This is a genomic window from Candidatus Methylacidiphilales bacterium, from assembly GCA_025056655.1.
Lineage (GTDB): Bacteria > Verrucomicrobiota > Verrucomicrobiia > Methylacidiphilales > JANWVL01 > JANWVL01.
This window is the reverse complement of the sequence record JANWVL010000055.1, coordinates 1-22,550: the sequence shown is the minus strand read 5'-3', so window position 1 is coordinate 22,550 and position 22,550 is coordinate 1. Positions and strand designations below refer to the sequence as shown.

At 47.6% G+C, this 22,550-nt stretch carries 17 protein-coding genes and 1 tRNA gene; 9 read left to right on the top strand and 9 right to left on the bottom strand.

Going from position 1 to position 22,550, the window contains the following annotated elements; all coding sequences use genetic code 11:
• The first annotated feature begins 59 nt into the window (after positions 1-59).
• On the top strand, positions 60-1,412 hold the full coding sequence (locus NZM04_02775) for a replication-associated recombination protein A (GenBank protein ID MCS7062966.1): 1,353 nt from the start codon (positions 60-62) through the stop codon (positions 1,410-1,412).
• A gap of 3 nt (positions 1,413-1,415) precedes the next feature.
• Here the strand turns inward: NZM04_02775 and NZM04_02770 are convergent, their stop codons facing one another.
• The 6 genes from NZM04_02770 to NZM04_02745 form a co-directional block, all read right to left on the bottom strand.
• Positions 1,416-2,849 carry a leucyl aminopeptidase gene (locus NZM04_02770; GenBank protein ID MCS7062965.1) on the bottom strand — a complete coding sequence of 478 codons (1,434 nt, stop codon included), beginning with the start codon at positions 2,847-2,849 and terminating at the stop codon, positions 1,416-1,418.
• Between the two features lie 96 nt (positions 2,850-2,945).
• Positions 2,946-3,926, bottom strand: a complete 981-nt coding sequence (locus NZM04_02765; protein ID MCS7062964.1) for a biotin--[acetyl-CoA-carboxylase] ligase — start codon at positions 3,924-3,926, stop codon at positions 2,946-2,948.
• A 92-nt stretch (positions 3,927-4,018) separates the two neighbouring features.
• Complete coding sequence (locus NZM04_02760; GenBank protein ID MCS7062963.1) at positions 4,019-4,393, bottom strand: hypothetical protein; 375 nt, start codon at positions 4,391-4,393, stop codon at positions 4,019-4,021.
• Positions 4,394-4,457: 64 nt separating this feature from the next.
• Positions 4,458-5,933, bottom strand: a complete 1,476-nt coding sequence (locus tag NZM04_02755; GenBank protein MCS7062962.1) for a menaquinone biosynthesis decarboxylase — start codon at positions 5,931-5,933, stop codon at positions 4,458-4,460.
• Positions 5,934-5,983: 50 nt separating this feature from the next.
• Complete coding sequence (locus tag NZM04_02750; GenBank protein MCS7062961.1) at positions 5,984-7,369, bottom strand: FAD-binding protein; 1,386 nt, start codon at positions 7,367-7,369, stop codon at positions 5,984-5,986.
• A 43-nt stretch (positions 7,370-7,412) separates the two neighbouring features.
• Positions 7,413-7,486, bottom strand: a tRNA-Gln gene (locus NZM04_02745).
• A 92-nt stretch (positions 7,487-7,578) separates the two neighbouring features.
• On the opposite strand from NZM04_02745, the gene NZM04_02740 reads away from it, so the two are divergent.
• The 7 genes from NZM04_02740 (at position 7,579) to NZM04_02710 (ending at position 17,243) form a co-directional block, all read left to right on the top strand.
• Positions 7,579-8,694 (top strand): Xaa-Pro peptidase family protein, encoded by a 1,116-nt coding sequence (locus NZM04_02740; protein ID MCS7062960.1) that lies wholly within the window; start codon positions 7,579-7,581, stop codon positions 8,692-8,694.
• A 243-nt stretch (positions 8,695-8,937) separates the two neighbouring features.
• Positions 8,938-9,216, top strand: coding sequence for an HU family DNA-binding protein (locus NZM04_02735; protein MCS7062959.1), 279 nt, complete (start codon positions 8,938-8,940; stop codon positions 9,214-9,216).
• A 129-nt stretch (positions 9,217-9,345) separates the two neighbouring features.
• Positions 9,346-11,865, top strand: a complete 2,520-nt coding sequence (gene gyrB, locus NZM04_02730) for a DNA topoisomerase (ATP-hydrolyzing) subunit B (GenBank protein MCS7062958.1) — start codon at positions 9,346-9,348, stop codon at positions 11,863-11,865.
• Between the two features lie 21 nt (positions 11,866-11,886).
• Positions 11,887-14,499, top strand: a complete 2,613-nt coding sequence (gene gyrA, locus NZM04_02725) for a DNA gyrase subunit A (GenBank protein ID MCS7062957.1) — start codon at positions 11,887-11,889, stop codon at positions 14,497-14,499.
• A gap of 3 nt (positions 14,500-14,502) precedes the next feature.
• Complete coding sequence (locus NZM04_02720) at positions 14,503-16,125, top strand: hypothetical protein (GenBank protein MCS7062956.1); 1,623 nt, start codon at positions 14,503-14,505, stop codon at positions 16,123-16,125.
• Positions 16,126-16,140: 15 nt separating this feature from the next.
• Positions 16,141-16,518 carry a lipid-A-disaccharide synthase N-terminal domain-containing protein gene (locus NZM04_02715; protein ID MCS7062955.1) on the top strand — a complete coding sequence of 126 codons (378 nt, stop codon included), beginning with the start codon at positions 16,141-16,143 and terminating at the stop codon, positions 16,516-16,518.
• Positions 16,515-17,243, top strand: a complete 729-nt coding sequence (locus NZM04_02710; GenBank protein ID MCS7062954.1) for an isoprenyl transferase — start codon at positions 16,515-16,517, stop codon at positions 17,241-17,243. The genes NZM04_02715 and NZM04_02710 overlap by 4 nt, the downstream gene beginning before the upstream one ends.
• Before the next feature lie 8 nt (positions 17,244-17,251).
• Here the strand turns inward: NZM04_02710 and NZM04_02705 are convergent, their stop codons facing one another.
• From NZM04_02705 to NZM04_02695, 3 genes are all read right to left on the bottom strand, one after another.
• Positions 17,252-21,076, bottom strand: coding sequence for a filamentous hemagglutinin N-terminal domain-containing protein (locus tag NZM04_02705; protein MCS7062953.1), 3,825 nt, complete (start codon positions 21,074-21,076; stop codon positions 17,252-17,254).
• A gap of 107 nt (positions 21,077-21,183) precedes the next feature.
• Positions 21,184-21,474, bottom strand: a complete 291-nt coding sequence (locus NZM04_02700; protein ID MCS7062952.1) for a hypothetical protein — start codon at positions 21,472-21,474, stop codon at positions 21,184-21,186.
• Between the two features lie 254 nt (positions 21,475-21,728).
• Positions 21,729-21,905, bottom strand: a complete 177-nt coding sequence (locus NZM04_02695; protein MCS7062951.1) for a hypothetical protein — start codon at positions 21,903-21,905, stop codon at positions 21,729-21,731.
• Between the two features lie 558 nt (positions 21,906-22,463).
• Between NZM04_02695 and NZM04_02690 the strand changes: the two genes are divergently transcribed.
• Positions 22,464-22,550, top strand: an 87-nt coding sequence (locus NZM04_02690) for a hypothetical protein (GenBank protein MCS7062950.1), incomplete at its 3' end; no start/stop codon positions are given.

Sequence of the window (22,550 nt, the reverse complement as noted above, 5' to 3'; positions counted from 1 at the left end):
TAGCCCAAAATTGTCTTAAACAAAATGCTTTATCTGCCCTCTAGCGATTATTCAAATAAGTGAAAGTGCCTCAAGATAACCTCCTTACAAACCACACACCGGTCTCTCAACCCTTAGCGACTCGCCTTCGACCACGTTCACTAGATGAATTTATCGGACAGGAACATTTATTAAGTCCCGGAAAGCCGTTGAGACTCATGATCGAGGAAGAGAGTTTTCATTCTTTAATTTTGATCGGGCCCCCGGGATGCGGCAAAACAACCTTAGCTGAAATCATCGCAAGAAAAACAACCTCAGCCTTCGAACGCCTCAATGCCGCTGACTCAGGCGTCCACGAATTAAGAAAAATATTTCAAGCCGCACGACATCGGTGGTCTTCTCTTCAACAAAAAACCATTCTGTTTCTTGACGAGATCCACCGCTACAGCAAGTCGCAGCAAGACGCTTTACTTCCAGAGCTCGAAGGTGGAGTGATCAGACTTATCGCAGCGACTACTCATAATCCTACTTTCTCTCTCAATCCACCGCTGCTATCGCGTTCTCATATCTTTCATCTTCATCCTCTGTCAAATGAAAACCTAAAAGTTATCCTTAGCCGCGCGCTACAAGACTCAATCGCAGGAATTGCCCCTGCCTCGATTGAATCTCAAGCCGCAGAGCTCCTCATTCTCTATGCCGATGGGGATGCTCGCCGATTGTTAAACACGCTCGAGATAGCAGCTAAGCTTGCAGGCAAACGCCTGACAGTATCCTCAGAAAGCAAACATATTACTGTTTCAGACGTTCAATCCGCTACACAGCGAAAACTCATTCAATACGATAATCAAGAGGATGAACATTATGATACCATTTCAGCTTTCATTAAAAGCGTGCGAGGCAGCGATCCAGATGCTGCTCTTTATTGGCTCGCTAAAATGATTGAGGGCGGTGAAGATCCTCGATTTATAGCTCGTCGCCTGATGATATTAGCTGCTGAGGATATTGGCCTTGCGGATCCACACGCGTTGACTCTTGCTGAAGCTACAGCCGGTGTAGTCGAGCGAATAGGAATGCCAGAAGGACGGATTCCCCTAGCTCAGACCACCATCTATCTTGCCGCTGCTCCGAAGAGCAATAGCGCCCTACTGGCTATTGATTCAGCCTTGGACGCGGTGAGAAATAAACCGATAATTCCTATTCCTTCATATTTACGTGATACCTACTCTACGACCTCAAAATTGGCTCAACAAAAGTCCGTTTACCTATACAGCCACGATTATCCTCAAGCAATTGCTCCACAGACTTATGGTGTGAAGACCGGTGCATTTTACCAACCCAAGCTCTCAGGCGCGGAGGCTAAAATTAAAGAGCGATTAGAACGTTGGGAAGAGTTACGGAAAGCCTTGCTCGCCTCCGATGAATCTCATGAGTAAATCTCATCCATGGTGTCGACGCAAATACTCCACTATCAACCTTACCCCGAAGCCCGTAGCTCCTTTGTGAAGAAACTTTTCCTCTTTAGTAATCCATGCTGGTCCAGCAATATCGAGATGTGCCCAGGGCACTTCACCTACCCAAGTCTTGAGAAATGAAGCTCCTGTGCAAGCGCCCCCCTCGCGACCGCCAATATTTTTAACTGTCGCAACGTCGCTTTTCATCATTTCATCGAACTCTTCCCCCACCGGAAGAGGCCAGACTCGATCCCCTGTCTCCTCACCAATCAGGCTAAGTTGATCACGAAGTAGATCATTTTCAGTAAATAAACCTGCGCGCTTCGGCCCAAGAGCGATAATACAAGCTCCTGTAAGCGTGGCCAAATCAATCATGAGTTTAGGCTTTAACCTTAGACGTGCATAGGCAAGCGCATCGGCAAGCATGATTCTTCCTTCAGCGTCGGTGTTAAGGACTTCGATCGTCTGTCCGTCACAAGTGGTAATAATGTCTCCTGGACGATAAGCAGTAGGGCCCGGCATGTTTTCCGCTAGCACAGCGATTCCAATTACACTCAACTTTAATTGCAACGCAGCCACAGCCCTCATGATCCCGAGCACAGCGCACGCCCCAGATTTATCAAACTTCATCTCATCCATACGGTCGCCGGGCTTAATCGAGATGCCTCCACTATCGAAAGTAACTCCCTTGCCAATGACAACTACAGGCTGCTGGCCACGCCCATACCCTATGTAAGAGACTTTAACCATTCTCGGCGGCACGGATGAGCCTCCCCCGACAGCTAGCACCCCTCCCCAACCTTCCTTTTTGAGTCTCTTTTCATCCCACACCTCAATCTTGAGCGAAGGAAAGTCTTTCACTAGCTTTTCTGCCTCCTGAGCAAAAGTAATCGGGTTGATCACATTCCCAGGCAGATTGCAAAGCTCTCTGGCGTAGTTTACAGCCTCGGCCAATACTCGTCCTCGATTCACTTCTGTCTGGGCTCGCTTAAGATATTCTTTTCTTACGACAACCCTCATTTTGCGTAAACTCGAGGGGGTAGGCTCCTTTCCGTTTTCAGATTGGAGCGTTTTTTTGAAACGCTCGAAGCGATAATTAGCAAGCATAGCTCCTTCAACCATGCCCTGCACATGTGCCTCAAGCCCCCTCGCATCGATCGATAAACTCTCGACACCCAGTTCCTGCGCTATCTTCGTTGCCACTCCGATGGCCTGCCTCACCTTCACCGGGGTCAGTTTTACTTCTTCACCTAAGCCAACGTATATTTCTCGCCGCACGGCATCAGGACGCAAAACAACGCTACTTAAAAATGTCCCACTAAATTCCCTTGAAGAAAGCTGCGCAACTGTTTGTCCCTTGAACCGCAAAAAGACACGAACGCTAGAGCCTTCCAATGTCTCGTCTACTTTTATCTGCATGTGGAGGATTTAAATAACAATCCCTCATCAATCAAGCCTTGAGCGAAGCAATGGCGACCGAAGTAAAGACTACTCGCATCGAAAAATCTAAAACGATCACTGCACGAGCGAACAATCGCCTGCCCAAAACTGCCGTGTCACCCCCTGATCATCCACCAAAAGCAATGCTCCATCCTCAGTGAGTCCGAGGAAACGCCCTTGGTAACGACCATCCTCTTGCACAACCATCACTATCCTTTCCAGATCTGTGCACCGTCTATGCCAAGCCGCTCTTACCTCTCCTGCATCCATCTTAAAAACGCGTTCACATGCCTTGACGATTTGCATTAAAACTTCTGCTTTCCTCAAATCATCGCTTCTGCCGCGAACCATCCTCAGAGATATCGCACGCCCTTTTAGAGTCTCATCCCACTCTTCCTCCTTTTGGTGAATGTTTACTCCGATGCCGATCACAACCTTACCATCCTCTGAAAAATGCGACCCGGATCCCATCTGTCTTTCTACGAGAATTCCAGCGAGTTTCCGATGATACACGATAAGATCGTTCGGCCATTTTAAGGTCATAAATGGCGGCATCCATTTCGATAGCGCATCATACACAGCTACTCCGATTCCAGTTGTAATCAACGATGCAGGCAGCCCAAAATTTTTTTTATCCACCACTAGCGAAAAATAGAGCCCTCCACTACTCGATGAATCCCATCGGCGATCCCGTCGCCCACGACCTTTGGTCTGATGATTGGCCGCAAAAATTCCCCATTCCACAGCTTCGCTCGCACGTAGAGCTTCATCATTCGTAGAAGTCACCGTGTCGTAAACATAAACCTCCCAAGGCCACTCCAACCCGACAAGCCGTTGCCAAGCCTCGCATTCCTCGCGGCGCAACTGATCCACACTTTCCGCGACATTCCAACGTGTGCCATAAAACGGGTGCGTTTCAAAGACGTAACCGACCTTTTCATATTCTTTCAGAGCCTTCCATTCCTCGTCGTTAAAGCTCTGGTAAGCCTCCCGCGCCAATAAAATTTTGTCCCACAATTTCGCCCTCGACACCTTCTCGCCATCTTGCACCTTCATGCCATTATCATGCCCTCATTATGCTCTTGGGATAAAACAAAAAAGCCCACACCCCGCTTGGAGCATGGGCTTCGGAGATAGAAGGCTGTGTGTTAATACCAGTTTTTCAAATCTGCTGGCGGATAATCTTGCACCACCATGGAGTTCCAAGGCGGCATACGATAAGAGCCGTAGGTTTGATTGGGGCCAATCGCAAAAGGTGCCGTGATCAACTCAAATATCCCATGAGCCATGTCGCTGAACATCCTCCCAAAACCTTGAATAATGCCTTTCGTGCCAGCGACTGTAGTTCCTTCAAGTTCCAAGTATGAATAGTGAGAATCAAGTATGTGAGCTGGAGATAATAAAATACCGGCTACCGCGCGGCCAGCTTTATCGTAAAAGTTATCGGTCTTCGGCATGCTGATATCCGCATGCACTAAGGTGACAGTCAGGAGTGATAGGGCGATGGAAAGTAACGTTTTCATATCCAAAATAATTCTACTTTTTCCGTAAAAAGCAAGTGCTGATTTTGTGTTGATCGACTTCGCCTCACCATCTGCGCAGCACCTTTTCGAATACACGCTTGCATACTTCTTCGGGCATACGGATTTCCTCCGGCCAAGGACGGTTATAACCTTCCGCTGGCAATTTCCGTGTTGCATCGATGCCGAGATGCGAGCCCATGTTTACTAAGGATGGGGCATGATCTAAAGCGTCGCTTGGGTTTTTCACAAAAATGGTATCCCGCTGTGGATCGACGTTTGCGCACAGATAAAACAACACCTCTGATGTATCATGGACGTTTACGTGCGCGTCTACTACGACGATGATTTTTGCAAACATCATTTGTCCCATGCCCCAAAGGCCGTGCATGACTTTGTAAGCTTGCCAAGGATATTGCTTACGGATCGAGACAAAGACGAGATTGTGAAAGACCCCCTCCGCTGGCAGAGCCATATCTACAATCTCAGGAAAATTGAGCTGAAAGACTGGCAAAAATAACTTCACAGAAGCCGTCCCAAGATAGAAATCTTCCATAGGTGGCCTGCCTACAATTGTAGCAGGATAGATTGCATCTCGACGGTGGGTGATCGCAGTAACGTGAAACGCAGGATATTGATCCACAGGAGTGTAAAACCCTGTGTGATCGCCGAAAGGCCCCTCATCGCGCAGGGGTTCCTTCGGATCGATGTAACCTTCGATAACAAAATCGCTCTCTGCCGGCACCTCAAGCTCTATCGTCTCGCATTGGACCAATGGAATCGATTTTTTTCGGAGAAACCCAGCCAAGAGCAGCTCATCGAGCCCGTCCGGCATAGGAGCTGTCGCTGCAAAAGTCAGCACCGGATCACCTCCGAGGCAGACTGCCACCGGCATGCGAGTCCCAGTTTCATAGTAACGTTTGCCGTGGCGTGCAGCGACCTTGTGTATTTGCCAGTGCATAGCCGTTGTCCAGCCGTCAAATACCTGCATCCGATACATCCCGATATTCCGCGTTCCCGTGTCAGGATCAACTGTATAGACATTTGGCAAAGTAATAAACGGCCCACCGTCCTTTGGCCAACAGTGAAGGATCGGAAGCTTGTGTAGATCGAACGACGCATCCTTACCGGCTAAATGAATCACTTCCTTACAAGGTCCAGTGCGGACGCGCGTCGGCCGAGTGTGAATCAGATTAATCCCGTTTCGCAAAAGTTCCCAGGCCTGAGTAAACGTCTGTGGAGGTTTAGCTTTGAGTAAATATGCTACTTGCGATACCACTGGCTCGATACTCTCTTGGCCGATGGATAAAGCCGTGCGACGGTGCGAACCAAAGGCGTTGATCAAAACAGGAAATTGGCTGATCTTGCCATCTCTGAGAACAGGCTTCTCAATCAATAATGCTTTCCCACCATCCTTACTCTTCATCTCGCGGTCAGCCAAAGCTGTAATCTCAAGATGAGTAGAAACGGGATCGCTAATGCGAATCAACTCACCGCGTTCCTCGAGCACACGAACGAAATCAGCCAAAGAACCGTATGCCATGCTGCTATCTTGAAAGCGCTTTCAATATTGTAAAGAAAGGCACAGAGAAACTATTCAATAAATTTTCCAGGATTCAATATATGCCGGGGATCAAGAGCTGCCTTGATCTGCTGATGAAGCGCACGCACCGAGCTACTCGTAGCACTCGTCCACCAAGGTAATTTCGCTAGCCCGATACCGTGCTCACCTGTGATCGCCCCACCCCATTCCAGAACCTTTTCGAATAACTCGTCTAAAGCACGATGAAGAAGTGGGCGGTTTTTCACCTGCTCTTGCGTCAGCATGAGATTCACGTGAATATTCCCATCCCCCGCATGCCCAAAAGAAGCAACGCCGTAACCATATTTTTTCTCAAGTGCCTGACTCAGCTCAAAAAGTTCTACAAGGCGACTTCGTGGGACGACCACATCCTCATTGAATTTGATCCGCCCCGAGCACTTCAACGCCTCAGAACATGCCCGGCGCAACTCCCATAATTTCTCCACAGCTACTGCATCCCGAGCTTCAGTCACTTTTGTAGCTCCACACCTTCGAAGTAGATTCTTAGCCAGCCTCGTCGCCTCCTTTACCCCCTCAGGATGACCGTCAAATTCGACAATTAAAAAAGACTCCCCCCCCAGCAACGGATGCCCTCCCAAATAGTCTCTCGCCGCACGAATCGTGTTTCGATCAGCCACCTCCATTGCCGACGGAAGTAAGCCTTCAGCAAATATGGCATTAACCGCCGCTGCCGCATGCTGAGCCGAAAAAAATACTGCACCCAGAGCCTGACACATCGGAGGATGAGGAATAATGCGTAAGGTAATCTGCGTAATGAGTCCCAACATCCCCTCCGAGCCGACAAAAAGTCCGACCAAATCAAAACCGGTTTTATTCTTATGCGTCCGTCCCCCGAGACGTGCCAAGGAACCATCAGCCAGCACCACTTCTAAACCCAAGATATAGTGACGCGTCACCCCATATTTCAAGCAGCGCGGTCCGCCTGCATTAGTTGCCACGTTGCCACCGATCGTCGATTCCTTCAGACTCGCCGGATCAGGGGGATAAAACCACCCGCGTTTTCGAACGGCTTCTTGCAAGTCTGCAGTAATGACCCCTGGCTCTACGACAGCCACACCATCTTCAGGTGAGATCTCCAAAATGCGATTCATACCGGAGAAATCCACGACTACTCCGCCACGTTGAGGCACACATCCCCCCACATAACCTCGTCCAGCTCCACGCGCAGTGATCGGAATTTGATGCCTGTAGCAAAGCCGAACGATTTGTTGCACTTCTGTTACATTTCTCGGCTTAAAAACTGCATCGGGCCGGCTTCGTGCCATCCAAGCATCTCCTGAGCAGCTCTGCAAAAGCTCAGGATCCAGAGAAAGTTGACCCTGCGGGAAGTAACGCAACCACGTCTTGAGCTTCGGCGTATAGTCGAGACGAATCACTCTACCAAACTATGCTGAACCTCACCCAACATCGAGCGAAAACTGGCTGCCTGGCATGGACTCGAACCATGAACAACGCCTCCAAAGGGCGCTGTGTTACCATTACACCACCAGGCAATGCACTGTGAATGGTAGAACGTATCAAAGTGGTGTCAACGCGGATTATGAGAAGAATTGCCATTGATCGTATAGGGTGAAAACATTCAATAATGACTCACACACGACGCGAAAAAACAGCGCGACTCATGGTCGCAGCGAGTGAAAGAGATGCCGACATGCTCTATGCTACCCGATTCATGGCTCCAGACGCTTTTATTTGGTGGGAATGGAAAGGAATAACCAAAATAGCCATAAATCGTCTTGAAATTGACCGCGCTCGAAAAGAAGCCCGCGTAGACGAGGTCTTACCAATCGAATCTTTTCCTACTAAAGATGTCGCCAAAATTATTCACCAAATCGCGCTGAAAGAAAAATTCAAAAGAATCGAAGTCCCTCGACATTTTCCACACGGCCTCGCCGTGCAACTCGAACAGCTAGGCATTCAGGTAGTGGCAAAAAAGGAAAGCCTTTTTTTTCATTCACGAGAAATTAAGACGGCTGATGAAGTCAAGGCTATCACACGCGCCCAGCGTATGGCCGAAGCAGGCCTATTCCGTGCAATAGAAGTGCTTCGAGAATCCTCTATTGCAAAAAACAAAAAACTGATCTGGCAGGGCAGACCTCTCACCTCAGAACGTCTGCGTGGCGAAATCGAATCTACCATAGTGAAGCTTGGCGGACTTCCATCGGGCACTATTGTAGCCGGTGGAGTGCAAGCTTGTGATCCACACGAACGCGGGCACGGCCCTCTCAAAGCCCATGAGTCAATCATCATAGACATTTTTCCTAGGGAAACCCGTAGTGGTTATTTCGGCGATCTCACCCGCACCGTCGTCCGTGGTCGTGCTTCAGAAGCACTTCGCGAGCTCTTTCATCTCGTAAAAGAAGCGCAATCACTAGCGTTAAATAAAATGAAGCCAGGTGTCGATGGCAAAACTATTCATGAAGAGATTGAAGAGCTATTCAAAAAACGCGGCTACCCTACCGAATTACGCCAAGGACGGTGGGTCGGTTTTTTTCATGGAACTGGACACTCACTTGGTTTAGAAATACATGAGTCTCCGCGATTTTCCGCAGCACATTTTCGTCCCGGGCACATCATGACAGTCGAGCCTGGACTTTATTATCCTGAAATCGGTGGCGTCCGAATCGAGGATGTCGTCCAAATTACGAACGAAGGAGTCAGAAATCTAACGCGAGCAGCTAAGACTTTAGAGATTGTTTAACTCATCGCTAATTTAGATTTTCGATAGTTAACAAGCATAAAGTATTTTTGTCTGTAGTTTTTTTGCGATTGCGCAACATGCACTCAGTCTAAATCAAGGATTAATAAGCGATGAGAGAATTTGCTATTGACGATCGGCTGAATTTCTCACAAATCCAGAGTTATGCGCTCTACTGTCGGCAGTAGAGGGCATAAAACAACATCAACCTCAACAACACAATAAACCTAAGGGAGAAAATAAATTATGTTAAACCGCGCACAACTCGTTGAAAGCGTCGTAAAGGCGCTGGGCAAGGATACCACTAAAGCTGCGGCTGAGCGCGCCGTTATCGCTGTCATTGATTCCATCAAGGCCGGCGTCAAGAAACACGGAGGCGTTCAACTTATCGGCTTTGGCACATTCAAAGTCGTAAACCGCAAGGCCCGTAATGGTATCAACCCCAAGACTGGCGAAAAAATAAAGATCAAGGCCTCCAAAACCGTCAAATTCGTTCCAGGAACTGAATTTAAGAAGAGCCTCTAATTCTTTTCCAGCTTTGTCGAAGGCCGAGCTGTGTATATGGCTCGGCCTTCTTGTTGCCAAGGCAGGGATTGATTTAGACTTTGCGATTGCGGTAAGATAAAAATCCTCCCAGTCTCATAACCTTATAAAATGCCAGCCGAGGATACTCCATCTGTTAATCTGCCAGTTCAAAGTGTCTACGATGCATCTAAAATCGATAAGCTTGAGGGGCTCGATGCCGTTCGCCAACGCCCCGGCATGTATATTGGTCACACGGATGAACGCGGTTTACACCACTGCGTGTTTGAAGTTCTAGATAACTCAATCGACGAACATCTCGCTGGTTATTGCAAAAAGATCGAGGTCTGCATCCACGTGGATGGCTCGATTTCTGTGAGAGACGATGGGCGAGGTATCCCTGTTGATATTCATCCTAAATTCAAGATTCCCGCCGTAGAACTTGTTTTAACCAATCTTCACGCGGGAGGAAAATTCGGACAGGGCGCTTATAAATACTCAGGTGGCTTGCACGGCGTAGGCGCTAAATGTGTAAATGCTCTATCAGAGTGGTTTGAAGTAGAAATCTCTCGTGATGGCTTAGTCTATCACATGGAGTTTAGTCGTGGAAAAACCGTAAAAAAACTTGAGGTAATTGGAAAAACAAAAGCCACAGGCACTCTCGTCACTTGGAAACCCGATCCTGAAATCTTCACCTTCACCACGGAATTTAAATTTGAAATTTTATCGAAGAGATTGCGTGAGTTGGCCTTTTTGAATCCTGGACTAGAAATTGTGCTCAAAGATGAGCGAGGCGCAGAAGGCCAATCCATTAAAGAAGAAGTCTTTTATTACAAAGACGGGATTGAGGAATTTGTAAAGCAACTCAATCTCAGCCGCACGCCCATCCATCCCAAGCCAATTCGGATTGTTAAAGAGAAAGACGAAATCATTATCGAATGCGTCTTGCAATATAACGACGGCTTTAATGAGCAGCTTTTGTGTTACACCAATGGCATTCCAAACCCCGACGGTGGCACACATGCAAGCGGATTTCGCTCGGCTTTAACTCGCGCCATCAATCAATATGCCAAGAGCAATAATCTACTAAAGGAAAAAGACCCGACCATCACTGGGGATGACGTGCGGGAGGGATTAATCTGCGTGCTGTCAATCAAGCATCCCCGGCCAAGCTTCGAATCTCAAACTAAAGTTAAGCTAGTAAATCCTGAGGTTGAGGGCCTCGTCTCATCCTGTGTGTATGAGGGGCTGATGTCGTATTTCGATGCGAATCCGAATGTCGCTCGAAAAATTATAGATAAGGCCCTTACAGCAGCTCGCGCTCGAGAAGCTGCGCGCAAAGCTCGCGAAGCCGTCCGCAAGACAGCGCTCAGCGGTGGAGGATTGCCTGGGAAACTAGCAGACTGCTCCTCTCGCAACCCTGAAGAGTGCGAGCTTTACATCGTCGAAGGAGATTCTGCCGGCGGCTCGGCGAAGCAAGGACGCGATCGCCAGTATCAAGCGATTCTGCCTATCAAAGGAAAAATCATAAACGTAGAAAAAGCCCGTCTCGATAAAGTGCTCCAGAATGATGAAATCAAGACGATCATAACTGCTGTCGGGACAGGAATCGGTAGTGGAGAAGGTGAAGGCGCGTTCAATATCAGCCGTCTACGATATCACAAAATCATCATTATGACTGATGCGGATGTCGATGGTTCGCACATTCGCACTTTGCTGCTGACGTTCTTTTTTCGACAAATGCCCGACCTCATTCGCGAGGGTTTTGTTTACATTGCCCAGCCTCCGCTCTACCTAGTAACGCGAAAGAGAAAGGAACAATATGTCAGAGACGATGCAGCACTGAATAAAATTTTAATCGAGTTAGGAGCTAGTGAAGTGCGCGTCGAGGATCATCAACACAAAAAGATCCTTGCTGGGAAACCACTCCTGGAAGTGCTTTTTCTTCTAGAATCCCTCGAAAAATACAAAGCGGCTATTCGTCGCCATGGAGGTGACTTTGGGGCCTATTTGCAGGCTCGTAATCCTGAGACTCAAGAGTTGCCGCGTCATCTTGTAAAGGTGCGCTCAGGTAATGAAGAGACCACATACTATTTCAACTCAGAATCGGCCCTGGCAACATTCGCTGAAGAAAATCCTGATTTGGATTTGTTCCCAAATGACTCGTCAAAAAATCAGGGAGAAGAAAGTGCAAAAAACACCGAAAAAGATAAGAGAGCACAACGCCGTGCTATCCATGTAGAGCTTCACGAGAGCAAGGCGATCCAGGAAATCCTGCGAAAGCTCTCAGATAAAGGGTTTCAACTTGATCATCACCTCGTCTCTGAAGAACCTCTTTATACTTTAATCGAAGGTGAGGGAGATAAGGAAAAACGTCACGCGATCTATTCCGTGTCGGGTATATTAGAAAAAATTAAAGAAATCGGGCGACAGGGCGTAGAAATTCGACGATTCAAAGGCTTGGGCGAAATGAACCCAGAGCAGCTTTATGCGACGACGATGGATCCACAGAGGCGAGTTCTACAAAAGGTGCAACTTAGCGATGCTATCGAAGCAGAGGAAATCTTTTCAACTCTCATGGGCGACATGGTAGAGCCAAGGCGCCGTTTCATTGAAGATAACGCTTTGAATGTGAGAAACCTCGATATTTAGAGGTTTTACATCTTTCTTTTTATGTCTGACGAAAAACTTCCCTTATCAAATTCATCGCCAGGGGTCGTGCCGGTGGATGTCACCGAGGAGATGAAAAATTCATTCCTTGATTATGCTATGTCGGTGATTGTTTCCCGGGCACTGCCTGACGTTCGTGACGGCCTCAAACCTTCACAGCGCCGAATTCTTTTTGCGATGAACGAGCTTGGGCTTCAACCCAATAAAAAACCTCTTAAGTGCGCTAAAATCGTTGGAGAAACGATGGGGAATTACCATCCACACGGAGACCAGGCTATTTACCCGACCTTGGTGCACATGGCTCAACCTTGGGCTATGCGTGAGCCTCTCATTGATGGACAAGGAAACTTCGGTTCCATCGAAGGTGATCCGCCTGCAGCGATGCGCTACACCGAAGCGCGTCTGACTCCTCTTGGAGCAATTTTGATGCAAGACATGGATCAGGAGACAGTGGATTTCAATCCTAACTATGATGATACGCGCACGGAGCCGACTGTCTTCCCTGCTGCTTTTCCAAACTTGCTCGTCAACGGTAGCACTGGAATCGCTGTCGGAATGGCAACCAACATTCCGCCCCACAACTTGTCTGAGGTGATCGAGGGCACTTGCGCGTTAGTCGATAATCCGAACCTCACACCGAAAGATATAATGAAATTTATTAAAGGCCCAGATTTCCCCACGGGCTGTGAAATTCTAGGACGCGAAGGGATACGCAATTATTTTACGACTGGACGTGGCTCGATCAAAGTGCGTGGCAAAGTCCAGGTTGAAGATCTGAAGGGCGGTCGCCAAGCAATAATCATAACCGAAATTCCGTTTAACGTAAATCGAGCAGAGCTCGTTAGTCAAATTGCTGAGCTCGTGAATAATAAAGTGATCACTGACATAAGCGACGTGCGTGATGAAAGTGATGTTCATACTCGCGTAGTCGTCGAACTCAAGCGAGATGCTATTCCAAAAATCATCATAAACAATCTCTACAATCTAACCGCACTGCAGTCCGCTTTTGCAGTGAACATGCTAGCTATCGATCGAGGCAGACCACGGACTTTAAACCTAAAAGATATTCTTGTCTGCTATATTGAACATCGGCGTGAAGTGGTGTTGCGCCGGACTCGATATCAGCTTCGTAAAGCTGAAGAGCGTGCTGAGCAGCTTGAGGCTTATCTGCTGGCACTCGCTAATCTTGATGAGTTTATTAAGATTATTCGCTCAGCTAAAGACCGGTCTGAGGCCAAGGATAAGCTCAAAGCGTTTCGCTTTCCCACAACACTAGTGAAAAAGATTGGTATCGCCGTAGATAATAATCCACGAATAGCTCAAGAGGCATATGTATTAAGCGATCGTCAACTAGACGCGATACTTGAACTTCGTCTATACCAACTCACCGGACTAGAGCATGACAAAGTGACTGGTGAATATGAGGAGCTTCTTAAAACAATCGCTGATTTGCTAGATATATTACGCAAAGAATCGCGAGTCCTTTCGATTATCAAAGATGAGCTGCAAACAATTAAATCTAAATACGGAAATCCTCGCCGAACGGCTATTGTCGCAGATGAAGGAGAAATGCAAATCGAAGATTTAGTGGCGAATGAAGGGGTGATCATTACCTTAACCCATAAAGGACTGATCAAACGAACGGAAATTTCAGCTTTTCGTTCACAAAAGCGCGGTGGTCGCGGCGTGATTGGAGCGGCTGCAGAAGAAGGTGAAAAGGCAGAGGAGAGTGATTTCGTTGAACATCTTTTTACTGCGTCCACACACGATTATTTGATGTTTTTCACGAATACTGGACGAGTCTATGTAGAGCGCGTTTACGAAATCCCAGAAATGAGCCGGACAGCTAAGGGAAGAAACATTGCGAATGTGCTTGAGTTGCGCCCCGACGAAAAGATTGCCACAATGATACGGATCGAATACCGACGCAATCAAAGGAATGAGGATGTGACTTGGGAGGGTAACCGGTATTTGTTCTTTGCTACTAAATTAGGCACCGTTAAGAAAACTGCGTTGCAGGACTTTGCCAACGTTCACAAAGGAGGAATTATCGCAATTTCGATCAAGCCAGAGGATTCTCTCATTGGCGTCCGCTTGACATCAGGGGGCGACGATATCGTGCTCATCACGCGCGAAGGGATGAGCATTCGCTTTCCCGAGAGTGATGTCCGCTGCATGGGACGGCAAGCAGCAGGTGTTAAGGGCATAGAGCTTGAAGGGGACGACCGTGTAGTCTCAGTAGACATCGTGAACCCTGATGCTCAGTTACTCGTAGCTGGAGAAAATGGGATCGGAAAACGAACTGCATTCGAGGAATACAGCAGCCAAAATCGCGGCGGAAAAGGAATCATCACCATGAAGACTACTGAGAAAACGGGTAAAGTCATCGGTGCACTGTCTGTATCAGAGAAAGATGAGGTAATGCTGATAACGGAGAAAGGTATCATGGTCCGGACACGCGTGGCTGAGATACGCGAGGCGGGGCGCAATACACAAGGGGTGAAACTCATCAATCTCGAGCCAGGAGATAAGCTCCTTGCCATGGCACCGGTAATCAATGAAAAGGAATCAGAAGAGGAGCGGGAAAATACATTGCCCGGCGTTTCCGATGAATAGGCCATGGAATTGATTCACCATTTCTTAAGTGAATCTCCGCTGCTGCGCCTATTCATCGTCGTAGGCCTAGGATATTTGCTTGGGGAAATCAAACTCGGTGGAGGGTTTCGGCTGGGTGTTGCAGCGGTGCTTTTTGTGGGATTGGCTTTTGGCGCGATCAATCCCGCTTATGCTTTACCAACAGAGATCGGAATGCTGGGCTTAGTGCTGTTTGTCTATTGTCTGGGCTTGGAAGCAGCACCCAATTTTATTCAGTCGTTTAAGCGCAACGGCTTGATGCCGAATTTAGTCGTCTTAGTTGTTTTGTGCACGGTAAGTGGATTGATTTATTTATTAAGCCGCCATCTGCATTTGCCTTCTTCGTTGATGAGCGGAGTTTTTTGTGGAGCAGTCACCAATACAGCGGCTCTGGCTACTGTTAGTGAGTTGATCCAACGAAGCACAACGGATAAGCAGCTAGCCAATCTAGTCGTGATTGGATATGGTTTGGCGTATCCGTTTGCAGTAGTGGTGACCTTGGGATTGTTTCAGTGCGTCATCCTAATCAGCAAGCCCCAAGCATCGGGGCAATCCGTTGTGAACCCATACAATCCTCCTCATCCAATTTTAATCGAACGGAAACAATCTGATGGATCTGATTGGACACCCGACGCCATCCACAAGAAATTTGGGTTAATCGTGACTCGTGTAGAGTTGCCTGGAGGAATGAGGACTTTGGCTAAGGATGATCTGGCTTTGCCACCTGGAACAGTTGCTGTGATGGTTGGGAAAGACGCACAGATTCATAAGGCACTACCAGAGCTGGGCTCTTTTACGGAGAACACGCTGGACACAGAAATGGAAGGCTTCCAAGCACATCGTTATTTTGTCTCCAATCCAAAAATTGTCGGAGTGCCACTTCAATCGCTGCGATTGGATCTGAAGGGCATTGTAATCACGCGCGTCAGACGTGGAGATACAGATATACCAGTGACTGACAATTTGACGCTGCAACTCGGTGATCGAGTGCGTGCCGTCACATATCATGAAAAGGAGCCAGAGGTGCGAAAGTTCTTTGGCAACTCGTTGCAAAGCCTCACTGAGACAGGCTATCTGAGCTTCGGTCTAGGGATTGCAGCAGGAATCTTGCTGGGATTAATTCCGTTTCCAATCCCAGGCTTACCAGAGCCGGTTCGGCTAGGGATTGCGGGGGGGCCGCTCATTATCGCCTTGATACTGGGAAGATTAGGAAGAACCGGGCCATTGATATGGAATATACCGTTGACTGCGAATTTTGCTCTTCGGCAACTTGGGATTCTTTTTTTCTTAGCCACAGTAGGCAGCCGAGCTGGGAAAGGGTTTATTGATATATTTCTCTCCTCTGGGCTTCCCTTAATCATTGGGACGGTGGGGATTGTAATCGTAGGGTATTTTCTTCTATTTACGCTTTTGTGGGCTGCTGGGGAGCGGAATCCAGCTCGAATGTTGGGAATAGCTTCTGCTTATCAGACGCAGCCAGCAGCTTTAGCTTTTGCAGAGTCACGTGTTGATCGTAGCGAGCTTAACACTGCCTATGCGAGTGTATACCCTTTATCATTGATCACAAAAATTATTCTTGCGCAAATAATCTTTATTTTCCTTGGCTGATGGTAGAGTGACAGAATGAATGAGGTTGATGGTTTGTTGCGTCCTCTCCTATTGAATGCATTTCCGTGGTTACATCTAGAATCTTGGTTTTATGCTGAGTCCTACTGGTGGACTTTTTTTGGGTTGCTGGGTAACGGAATATTTGCCTCGCGCTTTATCATTCAATGGATTATCTCAGAGAAAAAGAAACAGGTCGTCATCCCTCCTATTTTTTGGCATTTGAGCTTTTGGGGAAGTATAATTCTTTTAATCTACTTTATTCGATTGGATAAATTACCTCCGATCCTGGGCACATGTTTTTTGCCTATCCTATATGGACGCAATCTAATCTTGCTTTACCGCAAAAAAAGTCACAAGAGCGAAGACGAAAGCAGTGACGTATTGATCCCATGAAGACCGAGGGTATTTCATTAAAAAAAATCCCCCGCCATGTGGCCATCATAATGGATGGGAACGGACGTTGGGCGAAGGAACGAGGTCTACCCCGTATCCAAGGACATCGTACGGGAGCTGAGTCCGTGAGAGAAGTGGTCAAAACCGCGGCTGAGTTGGGCATACAATTTATCACCCTCTATGCTTTTTCTGCAGAAAATTGGCATCGTCCGGCTAGTGAAATTAAAGCGCTCATGGAATTATTGAAAAAATTCTTAAGAGATGAAATATCAGAATTGAACCGCTCTAACATTCGCCTCCAGGCTATAGGTCGATTAAAGGATCTCCCTTCAGAGGTTCAGAAACAACTTCATCGCACGATTCAAGCCACGCAAAAAAATAATGGTCTTACTTTAATTTTAGCCCTTAGTTACTCTGGACGCCAGGAAATCATTGATGCGGTGCAATCCATTTTGACGGAGATCCGTCTCGGGCATTTAGATCCTGCACAAGTTGACGAAAACATATTTCAGCATCATCTCTATACTCGTTATTATCCTGATCCAGATCTCCTCATCCGCACCAGTGGAGAGATGCGACTAAGCAACTTCCTGCTTTGGCAGGTTTCCTATACCGAACTTTATGTTACACCGTGCCTTTGGCCAGATTTTAGGCGCGAAGAGTTTCTTAAAGCCATAGAGGACTATTCAAAACGTCAACGGCGGTTCGGGCGAATCAATCCATAGTGCTGAGATTATTCTCGTCTCCGGCGTATTTCGCGATCTGAGGGAGGTTCTATACGATTAGCTGGCGATTCTGGCCTTTTAACTCTTCTTCCAGGCAGCTCCACAGTATCTTTAACGGGAGCATCAGTAGAAAAACCACTTTCTTTTCGGGCCTGGAAAATCTCTGCATAAATCGAGTCGGGATTTAAGTAAAGTTCACCTGAATAGACTTCTCCCAAGATACGACCAGTTGCGCGATAATGTTTCATGATTTTTTGATTGCGCATCTCCACTCTTTTCTGAGATTCGATGATATTTGCATAATTAATCGTAAATTGATCTCTTTCGTTCTGTGCACGTGTTCCACGTAAAGCTCGGGTCTCCCTCTCTCTTTTTCTAAACTCATCCTCTAAGGCCAAAACATTCACATTTGGGCCTACCGCCTTAATTGCAGTATATACAAAATTCGATGAGTAACTCGATGAACTCGAAGCTGAGCTCGACGAACTCGATGAGCTGGAAGAGTAGGAACTAGATTGACTGGAATAATAATAAGATGCACTCGAGGAATAGACAGATGTGAGATATTGAGTCGTATAAATATTTGAAGAATTTGAATTAGACGAGAAATTCAGAACTGAACTATTATACCAAGAGCTGCTTGCACTCGCACTCATGCTTTGACTAGTGCTAATACTTTGACTTAATTGATTAGAGTATTGATTTCCAGAACTCGAGAAACTAATAGACTGACTGATGCTCTGAGACATGCTATTACTAGCATTTTGAGATAGACCTTGAGATAAAGATTGACTCTGAGAAATGCTCTGACTTTGGCTTACACTAATACTATTGCTCAAGCTATTGCTGGCGCTTTGACTAATACTCACGCTCATACTTTGATTCAAGCTCGAACTATTGAAAGAGCTATTATTAAAACTATTACTCACGCTCTGACTCATACTAACATTCTGAGACACAGAAATAGAAAAACTTGCACTCTGGCTTGCATTTATGCTGGTTCCATTTAAACTCGCACTAAAGCTTACGCTAGAGCTGTAGCTTGAACTATAGCTAGAACTGTATTGACTCGAACTAAGGTTGACTGAATTACTATTTGAAGAGCTATTATACAAACTAGAACTGTTGTATACTGAAACGCTATTACCAGAACTACTCGAGCTGTTATAAGCACTAGAACTGTTAAACAAATTTTGTGAGGCACTTGCACTTACACTACTAGCTGTATTTTTATAATTCACTTGTCCTGGTTGGGAGCCTGAGCCAGGGGACCAGTCTGGCATATTTTCAGCGGGTTGGTAAGCCCCAGCGGTCGCACGATATTCACTAGGCTGATTTACCGCTCCTTGCATCGCTACAATATTCCCCAACGTCGTCCCACCAGCCTCATCAGCAAATATCCTCACCTTTCCACTCCCAATCCCTCCACCCGCTTGCACTGTCCCCTGATTCAAAAATACAGCCCCAGCAGCTACACTCGGTGATTGTTCCCCCACCACTAACGTCACTCGTCCTGTCCCGCTTAACTGACTCCCCACCACTACCCCACTCTGTATCGTCATATCATCGTTAGCTATAGCTAAAAAATGTCCCCCAGCTATCGCCCCCTTACTAAATATCATATCCGCATCATTCACATTCAATGCCCCATCCGTCCCATCACTCCGACCTGCCAATAAAGTTATCGAACCATTAGCCTGTATTGCATTAGGCCCGTTTGTATTCTGATCCCCTATCTTTAAGCTCTTGCCCCCATTCTGCCCAATGTATATGTTCCCATTCCCCGTCTTGGCGTTGCTTATACTTACCACACTGCTGCTTGGCCCCACCGCTGTATTCACAACCCTTATATCCCCATTGACCGTATTCATATCCATCGCCTCACTCACCTCTACCCCTATCGTGTTCTGTATCCCTGCACCCGTTATCCCTTGCTGTGAATCAAGGGTAAGCAGATTTGCTTTAAGCTTTCCTGCGGCCCCTCCTTGAATTGATCCACTTGTTGCTTGGATATAGAGAAGATCTCCTCCAGGTTTAGGGGCGCTCAACGTCGAATTTACTGTAACATTATTTCCTATAACAACCACAGTCCCATTACCGACGTGGACGGGGGCATTGATGATCACATTTCCGACCCCATCATTATAAGGCATCATATCAGCCCAAAAAATCAGCCCATTACCCATCAATACCGTATCATTATTCGTCACCGCCGCATTCACAACGATGTCATTCCCAGCGTTTATTATCAACCCACTTGCGCTATTCCACGTCACCGGCGCATTTATCGTCACATCATTCTGTGCCTTCAACGTCACTGTGTTCGTCGCCAGCAAATTCGATAACGTTACTGCCCCTAACTGCGTCACCCCAATGTCCTCGTTAAAATCCCAATCATTATTCGATAACCCTCCCGGCAAAGGTGTCGTCCCTGCCACTATGTTAATATCCACCGGATCTAACAAAAACTCACCCCTATCTCCACTCCTCGCCGCCGTGCGCACCTCACCCCCCATCACCACCTCCCCCTTCGACGATAGCTCTACTCTCCCCCCTTTCACCCTCTCTCCATATCGCTCTCCATCCCCCCCCATCGCATCCACCACACCATAATGCACCGCAGCTCGGTCCCCCCATATCACCACCTTACCCCCATCCCCCCTCTCCCCTCCCATCGCCTCTATCCGTGCCCCCGCCTCTATCCACACTATCCTCGCATTCCTCTCCCTTTGCCCTCTCTCTAACTTGATCTCCCCCCCCTCCCAATCCCCTCCTATCAAAATCTCCCCACCCCCTAGCTCCCCACTCGCTTTCACCTCTGCTCCCCCCTCTACCCTCACCCTCTCACCCAACAACACTACTTCTCCTCCTCTACCTCTTAGCGACGATGAATCTACCTCCCCCCTCACCCTCACATCCCCCTCTCCCGCTACCACCTCAATACGCCTCCCCCTCACCTCCCCTGCTAACTCCACATTCCCCTGCACTACCCCCACCTCTACCTCCCCCTCATATCCCTCATCCCCACCTATACCCAATAGCTTTCCCTCCTCCCCTAACCTCATCGCTAGTGCATACGGATTGCCCACAGCCTCCACTTGCACTCCCAACGCCTCGATCCTCCCCCTTATATCCACACCGCCCCCACCCTCCCCTCTCCCCATACTCCGTATATAAGCCCCCCCTCCCCCTTCCGGCTTCACATACACCTCATAACCCCTCCCCCCTCCTCCCACCTCCACCCGCCCATGCCTCGCCCTTATCTCACTCCCCTCACCCATTTCCACCTCATGCCCCAATATCACAAACCGCTCCCCTCCTACTTCCACCCTACCCCTCACCTCCACCTTACCCAACCCCCTACTCTCAAACTCCATCCTCCCCCCTCTCATAAACACCTCGTCACTCACCTCCATCGTGCTCAACATCCCCCCCATCACTCGTATCTCCCCCCCCTTCCCCACCACTATCCCACTCGGATTAATCAAATACACCTCCCCATTGCTCGACAATAATCCCTCTATTACACTCACCTCACCCCCCACCACCCGATTCAATACCGCTCCCCCTCCCTCCGGAAACTTAAAACTCACCTCCCGCCCCTCCCCTATACTAAAACTCTCCCAACTCATCACCGCACGCCTACCATAACTCTCCACCTCCATCCTCCCATCGCTCACCCTGATCTCTCCCGATCCTATCCTAAACCCCCCCCCTTCCGGAAGTCCATCCCCACGAGCCACACCCAATCCCACAACCACCATTACCCAAAAAAAAACAACCACCCCTCCCACATCGCACCTAAACCCTATCCACCTATTTAAGCGAATCATATACCCCCAGCCCCTAGCACCCCCCATGCCAAATCCTAATTCCAACCACTTATAAAGAATAAAAAAAATTTTTAATCAACATCTAAACCTGTAAAATCAGGCATTATTTACATCAAAGCCCCACCTAATAGGAAATTTTTGAAACTATACCCACATTCCTCACACCACCCATCAATCAAGTTCCCGAGTCCCCCAACATTCACGCATGCACACTTATTCTTCCCATCAATTCTTCCAAACACACTCCCACCCCGCCCATAAAACCACCCAAATAACTCTGCCCACCCCAAAATCATCCCCTTGTCCATCATCCTCCAGATTCTCCTCATCACCCCCCACATCAACTCAACTATCACCACACCAAAAAGACTATAAGACCAAACCGTATCGCCAGCCACCCCGGGAGCAGCTCTATTTCCACACTATCTATACATATCGCACCACAACCTCTTATATATAAATTGCCACAAAGTCAACTCTACAAATTCCAACCGCCAGAATCCAGATTCTAAAATAATCTATAATAACCCAACAAAAAAGGCTTTCATCCGAAACACCTATTCCACACTTCCACATCCCCAAGCCAACAAAACTTTCTTACCCTAATCTATACTCACATCTGATATTTTATTACCAACCTACAGCTACTCACTCAATGAAGAGCAACGAAACCCAAGAGAAAATCTCCCAGCACCTCGTAGAGATCCGCCAATCTATCAAAATCTATATCCAAGACACGCATAAAATCTAAATAGCTCAAAACTCTATCTTCTAAAATTCTCACATCCACCCCAGCATAATAATCTCGCCCCAAAACATCTATCAACATTTTCTATAACAGAAAATAAACCGTCTATAGACACACAAAACAAAGCACAAATCTGCAGCCATCCCCTAAACTCTATCATCCTCATCACGAGAACAATAGCACCTGCCACTATCACTTTCCATAAATTATATCCCTATTCAAAACTCTCATAGAAAACCACTCAAGTTAATCTCTCCTCTCCGGTATCCCACATCACAACTCAAACTCATCCTCCTCTATATCCATAACAATTTTCCAAAACATCGATGAACACCAAACAACACACCCCACAAGGCACCGTGGAAATTTCCAAGCCCACACCCCAACCCCATACATTCAATCAATCTGAGAAATGTCAGAAAAGCGGCACCGTTGGCAAAACGCACTCCATAAAAATTAACCAAGTTCCACCCCTCACCACAAACTCATCCCACGCCCTCGCGTCGAAGGAATTTCCCACAGCACACACAAAATCCCAGCTTCGCTTCTCCCCTCACGCCCTTCAAAAACTCCGCCCCACTCCCTCAAGCCCTCATCCTCACCCACGGCCACTTCGACCACATCACCGACGCCGCAGCCATTGCCGAAACCTACCACTGCCCCATCTACATCCATCCCGCCGACCAATTCATGATCGAAAACCCCTCCATCTTCACCCTCTGGGGT